12 protein-coding genes are annotated in these 13315 nt (G+C 35.5%); 2 read left to right on the top strand and 10 right to left on the bottom strand.

Annotation, left to right across the window (positions count from 1 at the left end; translation table 11 throughout):
* Positions 1–35: 35 nt before the first annotated feature.
* The 10 genes from C1638_RS10455 to C1638_RS10500 form a co-directional block, all read right to left on the bottom strand.
* Positions 36–482: a hypothetical protein gene (locus tag C1638_RS10455; protein WP_109620748.1), complete on the bottom strand. Its 447-nt coding sequence runs from the start codon at positions 480–482 to the stop codon at positions 36–38.
* A gap of 24 nt (positions 483–506) precedes the next feature.
* Positions 507–878, bottom strand: a complete 372-nt coding sequence (locus C1638_RS10460) for a hypothetical protein (protein WP_109620750.1) — start codon at positions 876–878, stop codon at positions 507–509.
* Positions 879–882: 4 nt separating this feature from the next.
* Positions 883–1854, bottom strand: coding sequence for an endonuclease/exonuclease/phosphatase family protein (locus C1638_RS10465; protein ID WP_109620752.1), 972 nt, complete (start codon positions 1852–1854; stop codon positions 883–885).
* 74 nt (positions 1855–1928) lie between these two features.
* Positions 1929–2918: an endonuclease/exonuclease/phosphatase family protein gene (locus C1638_RS10470; RefSeq protein WP_109620753.1), complete on the bottom strand. Its 990-nt coding sequence runs from the start codon at positions 2916–2918 to the stop codon at positions 1929–1931.
* A 9-nt stretch (positions 2919–2927) separates the two neighbouring features.
* Positions 2928–3656: a rhomboid family intramembrane serine protease gene (locus C1638_RS10475; RefSeq protein WP_109620754.1), complete on the bottom strand. Its 729-nt coding sequence runs from the start codon at positions 3654–3656 to the stop codon at positions 2928–2930.
* 5 nt (positions 3657–3661) lie between these two features.
* Positions 3662–5449 (bottom strand): DNA mismatch repair endonuclease MutL, encoded by a 1788-nt coding sequence (gene mutL / locus C1638_RS10480; protein WP_109620755.1) that lies wholly within the window; start codon positions 5447–5449, stop codon positions 3662–3664.
* Positions 5450–5688: 239 nt separating this feature from the next.
* A complete protein-coding gene (locus C1638_RS10485; protein WP_109620756.1) occupies positions 5689–6516 on the bottom strand; it encodes a YoaK family protein in 828 nt (275 codons plus the stop codon).
* A gap of 30 nt (positions 6517–6546) precedes the next feature.
* Positions 6547–7041, bottom strand: a complete 495-nt coding sequence (locus C1638_RS10490) for a hypothetical protein (RefSeq protein WP_109620757.1) — start codon at positions 7039–7041, stop codon at positions 6547–6549.
* Positions 7042–7234: 193 nt separating this feature from the next.
* A complete protein-coding gene (locus C1638_RS10495) occupies positions 7235–8638 on the bottom strand; it encodes a sensor histidine kinase (RefSeq protein ID WP_109620758.1) in 1404 nt (467 codons plus the stop codon).
* Between the two features lie 3 nt (positions 8639–8641).
* Complete coding sequence (locus C1638_RS10500) at positions 8642–9349, bottom strand: response regulator transcription factor (protein ID WP_109620759.1); 708 nt, start codon at positions 9347–9349, stop codon at positions 8642–8644.
* Positions 9350–9568: 219 nt separating this feature from the next.
* Here C1638_RS10500 and C1638_RS10505 point away from each other — a divergent pair, with 219 nt between their 5' ends.
* Positions 9569–10138 carry a helix-turn-helix domain-containing protein gene (locus C1638_RS10505; RefSeq protein ID WP_109620760.1) on the top strand — a complete coding sequence of 190 codons (570 nt, stop codon included), beginning with the start codon at positions 9569–9571 and terminating at the stop codon, positions 10136–10138.
* Positions 10139–10485: 347 nt separating this feature from the next.
* A complete protein-coding gene (locus C1638_RS10510; RefSeq protein WP_109620761.1) occupies positions 10486–13311 on the top strand; it encodes a TonB-dependent receptor in 2826 nt (941 codons plus the stop codon).
* Positions 13312–13315 lie beyond the last annotated feature (4 nt).

Below are 13315 nucleotides of genomic sequence, written 5' to 3' on the forward strand. Positions count from 1 at the left end.
TAAAACCCGCAGTTGAGTTCAACTGCGGGTTTCTTTTATTTACTTAAATCATCTTTTAATTTTTTAGCTGCATCTTCTACTTTTGCAGCTCCTTTTCTTGCGGCATCTTTTGCATCTTTCCCTGCTTCCTGAGCTCCGCTCTTAATATCTTTTCCTACCTTATTGGCTTCAGTTTTAATGTCCTGTCCCGCCTTATTAAGATCCTGTTTGGTTTTATCTGCAGTAGCATCAATTTTATCTTTAGCTTTCTGCGCAGCATTGTCAATCTTATTTCCGGCCTGATCTAATTTTTCATTTACATTTTCCTTAGCTTCATTCACTTTTGCCGAGTCAACGATGTGTGGAGATGTTTCTGAAACCGTTGTAGTTGTAGTAGTAACTGATCCGTCAGCACTTTCTACCTGTTCTGTTTTTGTTGTTGATTTTGTACAAGCAACAGTGAATATAGAAATCACTACTGCTGCAAGAATTTGTTTTTTCATATTGTATATTTTAAGGAATGTTTTTTATTCTGTTTTGGTTTTGGTTTTGGTTTCACTTACCGGAGCAGTTTCTGAAGTTTTCTTCTTTTCCGCGTCTGTTTTTTTCTTTTCATCCTCTACTTTCTTTTTGTTCTCTTTCTCAAGCTCAGCTTTAAGCTTTTTCTCTTCTTCCTGAGCTTTTTTAAGCTGCTTTATAGAGTCTAAGTATTGAGGAGATGACATTCTGATCTTGCGGGCAATATCCACTGAAACAGCACCCGTTGAAAAGGAATCCACTGCAGTGGTATCATAATTTATTCTTACCTCCTGTTCAGTATTAACATTAGACGTTTCTTTTTTGGAACACGCTGTAAGAAGAAGAATAAAAATAAAAATGGCAGGCAGTAAATTTTTCATGGAACTAATTTAGCAGAAATTCTGCAATTACAGGATAATGATCCGATAATTTCACAGATTGATCTACTTTATAACTCAAAGGAATGATAGATTTTGAACTGAAAATATAATCGATTCTTAAAGGAACTTTATAATCATGAAAGCTGCTTGCACTCCCCTTTCCAGCAGTTAAAAATGCATCCTGAAGATCTTTCCCAAGGCTATAATACTCATAGGAATTGGGAACAGAATTAAAATCTCCCGCTAAAATCACAGGATAAGGTGAGAAATCAATCACTTTTCTGATCTTTTTGATCTGATCTTCATGAGCTTGGAAAGTTGGAATCATACGAGAAAGAAGTGTTGAAACATTTCCTATTCCCAAGCCATCCAATTTTGTAAACATTGTTTTATGAAGTCGGAAAGGTTCCAGATAAACATTTACAATTCTTATAATCTTTCCATTGATATCCACATCTGCATAGAAAGAGTTTCCTCTTGAATTATCTTCAATGATTTCAGCCTGTCTTAGAATCTTATGTTTTGTTTTAAGAATCACTGAGGGATATTTTACCAGATCCTGTCTTAAAGCACGGTTAGTATCCTTTTCCTGAACCAGAATAATGTCTGGATCCTGTTCTTTGATATAGTTTTTTACCTTATCCCATCCATAGTCACCATATTTAACATTAAAGGTTAAAACCTTGATATCTCGTATTGTTTTTACGTTATCTGTTTTTGGAGAAAAATTGATCCATCGTCTTATTGGGTTGTAAAAAACTAAGGTCCCTAAAGCAAAAGCAATCGCAATTTTTTGTTTTTTAAAAGCCCAGATTAAGGTAAGAAGTAGGTGTGTCAGTATCAGATACGGAAAACCAAGGGAAAGAAGATTAAGATTCCCCAAAAGGTTAGGTGGAACCCATGCATTTCCCAGCGTGCATAAGAGTAAAACAGCAACAGCGATATGTATAAATAGTAATATCTGATTCGACTTCATGAAAAAACGGTCTTGGTACGGATATTTTTAAGCAAAAACCCTACCAAGCAGTCAAACATTAACTATTTTTATGATTATTTGTCGCTTACTGAAAATTTTGAAATTACCGGATAATGATCTGAAAGACTGACAGAACGGTCGACGACATAGGAAACGGCCTTTAGTGATTTTGAAGAAAAAACATAGTCTATCCTTATCGGAAATTTATAATCATGAAAGCTAGTTGCACTTCCTCTTCCTGCGGTTAAAAATGCATCCTCAAGCCCCTCTGACAATTGATAATACTCATAAGAATTGGGAACGGAATTGAAATCGCCTGCTACAATAACAGGATATGGAGAACTGTCAATGGACTCCCTGATTAATCCTACTTGATCCTGATGCTTCTTAAAGGTTGGAATAAGCCTTTTTACAACATCTTTTATTTTCTGTTCGTTATCATCTGAGGATCCATTAAGCCTAACCATATCTTTCTCAAACTTAAATGGATGAAGATATACATCGATAAATCTGTAAATTTTACCTTTAATTTCTATGTCAACCTGTATTGCAGGAACTCTTTCTCCATCTTTAGGCTCTATTATCTTTTCACTAATGATCTTGTGTGTGGTAAAGACAGAAATGCCACTTGGGAGGTTTGCTTTGTTATATCCCTCAAAACTATAGCCGATTCCAGTATCTTCCTGTAAAAGAATCACATCGGCATTCTGAGAATTTAGATATTCTTTTATTTCATTTTTTCCCAAAATACCATTTCTAGTATTAAAAGAAACCATTTTTATATCTCCTTCTTCTTTTTTATCAGAAGAATAATTAACCCATCGTTTTACCGGATTTATAAAAGCCAGTCCTGCAAACATGAAAACAAAAGCTCTTTTCTTCCAGCTGAAAACCCAGAAAATCGTTAGTATAATGTAAGAAATGATCAGAATCGGAAAACCCAGAGAAAGCAAATTAAACCACGGAAATATTTTAGGTGGAACATAGGCATTCAATAAGGTTCCTAACAATAGAAAAAGGATTCCTAAATGCAGGATCAAAAGTATAAGTCGGAAAATTTTCACAACAATAAATTAATTGAATCTATATAAATGTTTCTTCCAGATTCTTGCTAAAATCCACCCTACTAAAGCTCCACCAACGTGAGCTAAGTGAGCAATTCCTCCTCCATTACCGGAAATCCCAAGATATACTGAAACAACAATCACAATAGGCATCAGATATTTTACCTTTATGGGAATTGGAATAAACATCATCATAATTTTGGAGTCAGGGTATAATGTTGCAAAAGCAGCCACTACTCCGAAGATTGCTCCGGAAGCACCAACCATGGGTGTTGCCACAATATCTTTTAAGCTTTCTAATAATTCTTTCTGTTTAAGGATGGAAGCCGCATTTCCGTTAAATTCTACACTTGCACCGGAAAGATAAGCTCCAACATTGAAGCCAAGTTCCTGCAACCCACTAGAAATCTGCTGAACTTCAACAAAGTTCCAAAGATTAAAAAGGAAGAAAGCCCCTAATCCGCTTAAAAAATACATGATTAAATATTTTTTCTCACCCAATGTCTGCTCCAAAATCGGCCCAAAGCTGTATAAAGTCAACATGTTAAATAAAATATGCATAATACTACCATGCATGAACATATGGGTAATAATCTGCCAAGAATGAAAATAGGGAGAAAAAGGATAAAAACCGGCAAGATAACCGATAATCTGATTTCCCATTAAAGAGGTAACAATAAACACTATAACATTGATGATGATAATATTTCTTGTAATTGGTGGTATATTATTAAACATATTTTTTAGAATTTGTTTTTAAAATCATTAAACGGAACCTCGTAGAAGCATCTTTTCCCATCCGGTAAAAACTCCGGGAAACCTAATGCCGTAAAGTCCTTGATAACCTGTTCCGCATCTTTTTTATAAATAAAATCAAACCTTGACTTCGATTGCATCTTACTCCACTGATTATGGTAATAGTCCAGAAACTCTTCTTCTGTTTTGTATTCCAGAATTTCAAAAAGATTCTCCAAAAACTTCATAGCCTGTGTTTCTTTTAGTCCCTCAGGAAGAGAATCTATCCTCAGTACGCTTTCATGAGCAATTTTCATGTCAAACCCAAGTTCCGGAAGATATTTTTTGATAGATTGATATTTATTCTTCTCTATTTCATTCATATGGTACTCCAGAGAAAACAAGAGTGCATGACTGTTTGTATTTGATTTTCTGGTTGATTTATTGTTTTCAGAAACCAATAACCTGTGCATTCTTCCAAGATCCAGCATAAGAGTCATGTCTCCTTTGTTGAAAAGCCAATATCCGTTAGGAAGCCTCATCAGGTCTTCGTCAAAATCTTCATCTTCAAATAAATTGATCTTTGAAGGCTCTGCAGTAATATTCTGATGATACATTTCCGTAAGGTTCTGAATCTCTTCCGGACGTACGTTTCTCTCTTCCAAAAATGGATTGTAGTCTCTGTCTACAATAATCTCCGGCATTTTTATAACACCACTTCCACCCCCATTTCCTTTGCTTGGAATTGGTTTGTTCATCATTTCATCCAATTCCGGATCTCTATCGAAATCAAGGCTTGGAGAAACATTATAAATCCCTAAAGATCTTTTGATTGTAGATCTAAGCAACGCGAAAATAAGGTGCTCATCCTCAAATTTCACTTCTGTTTTCTGTGGATGAATATTCACATCTATTTTTTCCGGATCAAGTTCCAGAAAAAGGAAGAATGACGGAACATACCCTGGTAAAAGTAGTCCCTCAAATGCTTCCTGGACAGCTTTGTTGAAATACGGACTTCTAAAATATCTTCCGTTTACAAAAAGAAACTGTTCTCCTCTGGCTTTCTTTGATCCTTCAGGTTTAGCAACAAATCCGTGAAGCTTACACCAGATAATATCTTCCTTTATAGGAATCAAAAGGGGTTGTAATTTTCTTCCAAAAACATCCACAATACGTTGCATCTGGCTTCCTTTTCTTAACCTGAAAACAGGTTCATCATCATGAAACAAAGAGAATTCAAGTCCCTCATGCGCCAATGCCACCCGTTGAAATTCATCAATTACATGTCTGAATTCAATATTATTATTTTTTAGGAATTTTCTTCTTGCAGGAACATTATAGAAAAGGTTCTTTACTAAAAAGTTTGATCCCTCTGCCGTCTGAACCGGGTCTTGAAACTGGAAAACACCACCTTCAATGTAAATATTGGTTCCAATAGAAGAGTCTTTCTGTTTTGTTCTCAGCTCAACCTGTGAAACCGCAGCAATGGAAGCCAACGCTTCTCCACGGAATCCCTTGGTTGCGATCTTAAAGATATCTTCCGTTCCTCTGATCTTGGACGTAGCATGCCTTTCAAATGCCAGCCTGGCATCTGTTTCGGACATCCCTTTTCCGTCGTCCACCACCTGTATGAGGTTTTTCCCGGAATCTCTGATGATCAATTCAATTTTCGTTGCATCTGCATCTATAGCGTTTTCCAAAAGTTCTTTCACGATGGATGCAGGTCTCTGCACCACCTCTCCCGCTGCAATTTGGTTCGCTACATGATCCGGTAAAAGCTGAATAATATCTGACATAAAAACGTAAATCAACTTACAAAAATAGTCAATGAAAATGGGAATTAAAACATTAAAACCGTGAATTAATATTTAATTATCAACATTTCAACAATACTCCTTTTTACAAATCCCGTTCCAAACCATCCATTACCATTGTTTTTCAAATAGAACAACCCCCTATTGCTTTATACCAATAGAGGGTTGATTCACAGCTAGTTTATACAAAAAATAATAGTGAAAAATATTTCACCTGATATTTAGTCTTCGAAGGCGAGTTTCCTCTTTTCCTTTCTTTTAGGGATTCCATGGATTTTTTCATACAGAAAAGCTAAAAGATTAGGCTTTCTGTAAATCCTGTTGTATCTGTACTTTGTGTTAAAATGTCGTACATGAATTTTATAAGCATCGTATCCTATAACGATCAGAAGACATACACTGATTACATAGAACACCCTGAATTCCAGATAGTAATATGTTAATCCTGAAAAAACGGCTCCCAAAACATAAGCAAGCATGATGCTCAATAATAATTTAGCTCTTCCTATCAGTTCTCCGTTTTTTCTATACTTCTTTTGAGTAAACATAGAAACAAGAATTCCCAGGTCGGTTGTTGTTCCGGTAAGATGGGTTGTTTTCACAGAGAAGTTCGAGATACTTGCCGTTAAGCCATTCTGTAATCCTGTTGCAAAAAGCATCAGGGCCACCAGATATTCTGTTTCTTCCAAGGTTTTCTGGTAATAAAACTGTCCATATACTCCCACAAAGAGCAGACATATTATTTCCAGTACAATTGGTAGTGAGTGGGCAAAGTATTTACTTTTTTTATTAAAGTTGATGACTATAAAGTTGGATAGAAAACTTCCGAAGAAGAATAAGAAAATCCATCCTCCAACTACTGCCACCTGTGTCCAGTTACCTTTACTTATTTCCGCTGCTAAAATGGCGTAATGCCCTGTTACATTGGACGTAAAAGAAAGAAATATGAGTAGGGATGCTATATTTATAGTACCTGCCGTAAATGCAGTCAGCGTCCCCAACCTGATATTGTCTCCCAGTGTCCTGCTGTTACTATAATTTCTTAACATTGTTTTACTTTTTAAATTGTTTTTGTGCTTTTAAACCTCTACAAAGATCTCAGCCAGTCTTCCTCTTTCTGGAAGTCTTTCTCTGACCCCAACTGCTATTTCATGGGATTTCAGATCTTTGCACTTTTTGATGTAAGGGATAATATCAAACTTACCTTTACCCTTGCTTTTGATGGATGAAGAATAGTATGCTTCCTCAATATTTTCAGCAATCACATATTGGTTGAAAGTTCTCTGAAAGCTTCCTGTGAAAATATCACAGATGATTTTATTAACCAGATGAGGATATTTATTCTTTATGATCCCAAAGGCATCACAGAACTCTGCAGGTCTTATCTTATTGAAGATGGTTGTTTTCGTATTGAACAAAAGGTCTCTGATAGAATCTCCCGAATCATATCCTGAGGTCAAAAGAATATTATATTGATTTTGATCCTCGGATGCATCTTTTTCCTTTAGTACTTTTTTTAATATGTTTAATGACTCAAGAGAGTAATCTGTAGCAATTAAAATTGTTTTAGCCATGTTCTTATTATTTTGTTTTGTGTTGATCTTTTTTGATGATACAAAACTAAAGTGGCCAAATTAGAAGTTCTTTGGAACGGAATTAAAATGTGATTAAAGAGATTAAAATGAGATTAGAAAATTGTTAATGGAAATTAATGTGGATAAAATTATAAGGAAAGAAATCGCAAATTTGCAAATTCTCATCTTTGTATTAAACATTCTCCCTCTGTGTACTATAGAAGTTTGGGAAGCGCATTTGCACCGTGGTTCCTTGATTTTCGTGAGAACTTACGATCAATTCTCCGTGATGCATGCGTACAATGTTTCTTGCCAATGGAAGTCCAATTCCATAGCCCTCATAGTTGTTGGTATTAGATGCCCTGAAGAAAGGGTCATATATTTTATTCATTTCTTCCTGAGGAATTCCGATACCATTGTCCTTTACAATAATGTAGACATCTGTATCTGTGGCTCCGAGAGAAACTTTTACCTGCTGGAAATTGGAATACTTACAGCCATTACTGATAATATTGGCAACGGCAAGATGTAGAAGCTGTTCGTTCCCTTGTACTTTCAGCTTTTTTGGGTTATCAGGAAGCATACTGATATCCAGATAGATATTATTTCTGGAATCAATTTTTCTCAAGGTTTCAATAACATCCCAAAGCAGCTGATCTATTCTTACCTTATCCATTTTTTGGATCTTGCCATCAAAACCGGTTTGGGCAATCATTAATAAGGCTTTGATCTTTTTATCAAGCTTTTCGGCTTCATCCAGAATGATTTCCAAAGTTTCCTTGTATTCTTCAGTCGTTCTGCTTATTGAAAGAGCAACATCTGCTTCGCCCATAATGGAAGTCAAAGGTGTTCTCAACTCATGAGAGACGTTTCCAATCAGGTGATTTTGAGTTTCAAAAGAGGTTTCAATTCTGTTCAGCATACCATTAAAGGTATCTACAAGCTCATTCAGTTCCTTATTATCAGGCTGTGCTTCTAATCGAAGGTGAAGATTTTCTGAACTTATTTCCTTTACCTTTCCGGTAATCTTTAAGATGGGCCTAAATAATGTCTTCGAGAGGTAAAAAGAAAATATCATACTGAAGAACAGCGAAAGAACAATACATGTAAGCAGTGTTCTTTTCAAGAATCCAAGATAATAGATCACATAATGGTTCTTGGCAGAAGCAATAGCAATATAATCTTTATCATCATACTTAAAGCTCTGACCAATATAGTAGAATTCTTTGTCGTTATAATTATCCTCTCCTTTTCTGATGATATTTTTGAAAAAATAATCCGGAATGTGAACCTCCTGGGAGATTTTTCTGAAATTGGAGTCTGCAGGAACCGCAAAGACATAGTCTTTTTCCATAGGAAGCTCCTCATCATTCAGGCTATTAAGGATATAATTTTCGGGAAGATCAAGATGATCCTTACTTTTTTCAATCTGAACAATGGTAGTTGTACGGATCTTTAGCAGCTCATAAAACCTCTGATGTGAAAAATTAACAATTGAAAAGTAAACCAAACCACTGAATAGCAAAATAATGGCGGTAAAAACCAACATTAAAAGCACCATCGTTTTGGTCTGATTTGTAATCACTCTGTTAAACATTCATTACGCTTTTTTCAATACATAACCCATCCCTATTACCGTATGGATCAATTTATTATCATCCTGACTATCTAGCTTTTTCCTTAAATAGTTCACATAAACATCTACCACATTGGTTCCCAGTTCATAGTTCACTCCCCATACCGCATCCAGAATTTCAGCTCTGGAAATTACTTTTTCAGGGTTATTAAGGAAATACAGCAAAAGTTTATATTCAGTAGAAGTAAGTGTAATTTCTTCTCCGCCACGGGTAACTTTTTTAGTGTAATCATTCACTGTAAGATCAGAAAACTGAAATACGTGTTCGTTATCCGGCTCCGGTTCAGCTATTTCCTGTGGACCATTGTTATGACTTCTTCTCAAAAGGGATTTTACACGGGCAACCAATTCAATAAATTTGAATGGTTTTACCAGATAATCATCACCACCACTTTCTAACCCAAGAACAATATTTTCTGAAGTTCCCAGGGCTGTTAAAAATAAAATCGGAACACCCTTATTGGTTTTCCTGATTTCTTTACACACATCCAGCCCATTCATTTCAGGTAGCATAATATCTAAAATTACTAAATCGAAATCGTTCGCTTGTACCAATTGTACACCGGTACGCCCATCAAAAGCAACAGAAATTTCATATCCATTTTCCTGCAGTCCTTTTTTAATAAAAGAAACTACGCTGGTTTCGTCTTCGATAAGAATAATTTTTTTCATGAAATGAAATAAGGAGTTTTACAAAAATAAGGAAATTTTATTGGGAAAGCGAAAAGCCCCCTGTTCAAATCTGCTATTTTATTTCTTTGCATTTTAATTTTAAACCTCAACAATAATTTTAAATGAATTGATACTGCACACCATACAACCTATATAGAATAGTATTACCTTTGCCTTTCATATAATGACGAAAATAATTTAGGTTAAATTGAATACAGCATGAATGACTTTTTAATAGGTATCGGTAAGAGATTAAAGGATATTAGAAAAAAGAATAATTTAACCATTAATGAACTGGCTTTCAAGGCCAATGTAAGTAACGGGCTTGTTTCCCGTATCGAAAACGGCAGAACCATTCCCTCCCTTCCTGTTTTACTCGATCTTATTCAGTCTCTTGAAATTGATGCAAGTTATTTCTTTGAAGGCGTTGAGAAAAAGTCCAATGCAAAATTCATTTATGTTCCCAAGGAAAACCAGCAGCTTATAGAAAAAGAAGTGGAAGCCGAAGGGTTCAAGTATATGCACATCTTCAGTAAAAGTCTTCACTCTTTAGGATTTGAAGCTGTATTGCTTACTATTGAACCCAACTCTAAAAGAGAAAAGGTGATTACTGATGCCTGGGAGTTTAAATATATCCTGAAAGGAGAGGTAAAATACATCATTGATAACGAAGAAATTATCTTAAAAGAGGGAGATTCTCTTTATTTCAATGGTAAATTTCCACACGTTCCTGTAAGCATCAGCAATGAAAGCTGTGTAATGCTTGTTCTTTATTTTTACACTGCATAAATTCTATATACACCCCATTTATTTTTATCTTTTATTTTCTAAAAAGTTTACTATTTGTAAACTTTTGATTTTCCTGTTATGGTTTAAATTAACGCTATGTTAATGACAAACGTTCTTTTTACAGAAAAAATCCAAATAATAACATTCTATCAAAATTACTTTATAATCCCTTTAAATAAAGGATTTTTTGATAACACGTAACTTCTTTTTTCTACTTTTTGAATCATTTTCAGAGTAAGAAATCAGTAACAAATCCCCATAATTTATTAAACAATACTTAACACGAAATATTTATATATATTAAAATTATTAGCTTGTTTTGCATAAAAAATTTAATATATGTAAAAATGAAAACAAATTTAGAGAAATTACTTACCCTTGTTTTTGTCTGTTTTATCATTCTTGTTTCAGCACAAAAGCAGTTAATTATAGGAACTGTTCTTGATGACAGTCAACCGCTTCCCGGTGCAACCGTTAAAATAAAAGGTTTATCGAAGAGTATAACCACAGATATTGACGGAAAATTTACAATCAATGACATTAAAGAAGGCCAATACAGTCTACAAATCAGCTACATTGGCTACGAATCTTCGGATGTTGATATTGACTTAAAATCCGGAGCCACTATAGATCTGGGAACCATAAGATTATCACAACCAAGAAAAAACCTTGATGAAGTTGTAGTAACCGGAACCCTAAAGAACACAGAAGCTAGAGCTTTAAATCTACAAAAGAATGCCATTAACATTACCAACGTCATCGCATCAGATGGTATCGGTAAACTTCCGGACAGAAATGCTGCGGAAACCGTACAGCGTGTACAAGGCGTATCCATTGAAAGAGATCAGGGCGAGGGAAGATTTGTTTCCTTAAGAGGACTCCCTCCTTTCTGGGCCTCCACTACAATTAATGGAAACAGGCTGCCAACTGCTGAAGAGGAAACAACATCCAGAGCTACAGCTTTTGATTTTTTCCCTACAGAGCTTATTTCTTATGTGCATGTAAACAAATCTTTTACGCCTGATATGGAAGCTGATGGAATTGGTGGCGGTGTCAACTTTATTACCAAGACACCACCTATGAAAACTGAGTTTAAAGCTACGTTAGGAAGTGGTTACAATGCCAAAGCAGATAAAGGAGTTTATAATCTCGGCTTATTATATGGCGGAAGAACAAAGGATAAAAAATTCGGGTATCTTTTTAATTTTGCCCATTTCATCAGAAACTGGTCTACAGATAACTTCGAAGCAAGAAGAAGTGGTGACGAAGGTGTTTTCAGGTTAGAGCTTCGTGATTATAATGGAGTCCGCAAAACAACAGGGATCAATGCCGCTTTTGAATATGTACTTTCTCCGAAAAATACTTTCTATCTAAAAGGAATGTATGGAACTCTTTCTGATGATGAAACACATTACAAGCACAGAATCAGATTTGATAAATTCAGTTCTGCCAATAATACGGCGAGAGTAGAGCTTCAGAATATCCATAACTTATTGATCACAGAACTTACTTCAGTTTCATTGGGTGGTATTCACAGTTTAAGTAAGGGAAAAATTGACTGGGATCTTTCTTATTATGACAATCAGTTCAAGTATGGAAACATTCCTGATAAGCAGAATAACTCTTATTATGTAATCAAGTATACCCAGTCAGGAGTAGGAATAAACCCTGATTATATTTCCGATCACGGAAATGGCCCAAGAGCATACTGGAAAGCAGATGGCGGAAAATTAGATTATAAAAATCCCGATGCCTTATTTGGGTTCTACAGCGATCCTAATTTCAAAATGGATGCTACTAAAATGAGATTTACAGATCTTGAATTCTATAAGGTTTTTGTAGAAGAAAAAGATAAAATCGTTGCTGCTTTTAACCATGAGATCAATGCTTCCGACAGGCTTACCTTAAAATACGGATTAAAGTATAGAGATAAGGAGCGTAATGCAAAGTTCTCTGATATTTTCTACAACTGGAGCAACGGAACAGCCCCTCTTTTATCCGATTATGGACAGTATGTTACTACACAAGCAAACGGACCCAAGTATTTAAGCGAAATGAACGCTCATATCGGGAACTCTTTTGGGCCGGTACTTTCTACTTCCGGAATGAATCAGTTCTGGTATCAGAATCAGGGAAATCTAAAGATCAACACTACTGATTCTGAAGCATTAGAATACAACAAGGCGTTAGGAAGAAACTTTGATGTTTTTGAAAAACATGCCGACGCATACGGAATGGCAACCTATAAACTGAATGACAAGATCACTCTTTTAGGAGGTGTCAGATTATCCAATACCAATACAAAAGTAAAAGGATATAATGTAGTTGATGATGTTCTTACTCCTGTGGAGCATACTAAAAATTATCTTGCTGTTTTACCAATGCTTCATTTAAAATATACCTTAAATGATAAAGCCAACCTCCGATTTGCCGCTACGAGAACATTTTCAAGACCTAATTTCGGAGATCTGACCCCTGGGGGAACTTATATTGAAGCAGATAATGAGTTCAAAGGTGGAAACCCGAATCTCAATCCTACTTATTCTTTAAATTTTGACCTGATGGGAGAATACTATTTCTCAAATGTGGGTATTCTGAGTGGTGGCGTTTTCTATAAATCCATTACAGATCCCATCTTTCAGGATTCATTCACCGGAAGCTATAATGGGATGAACGGAGTACAGTTTTCTGCTCCCAATAACGGAAAAGCAGCATGGTTGGGAGGAATTGAGCTAGGCATCAATAAAAGATTTGACTTTTTGCCAGGTTTTCTTCAATATTTTGGGGCACAGGTAAATGCAACTTTCATGACTTCAGAAATGGAAAAACCAAGCGGAAGAAAAGTAAAACTTCCTTACCAAGCCAAGGAATTGTATAACGTACAACTATTCTTTGAGAAAAAAGGATTCAATGCAAGGCTTGCCTACAACTATAAAGGAAAATATGCCGTGGAATATGCTGAGGATGACATCAATGATTCTTATTACGGGAAATACAGCAATCTGGACTTTGGAGGATCTTATCAGTTGACCAAGTTCCTTACACTATATGCAGATGTCAACAATATTCTGAACAAGCCCCTGATCTATCACTTCGGTAAAAACGAAGACCGCCCTGAACAGGTGGAATATTATGGAGTAAGATTTAATCTTGGAATAAAACTGAACTTCTAAACCA

Origin of the sequence: Chryseobacterium oncorhynchi (assembly GCF_002899895.1) — a bacterium.
GTDB classification, from domain to species: Bacteria; Bacteroidota; Bacteroidia; order Flavobacteriales; family Weeksellaceae; genus Chryseobacterium; species Chryseobacterium oncorhynchi.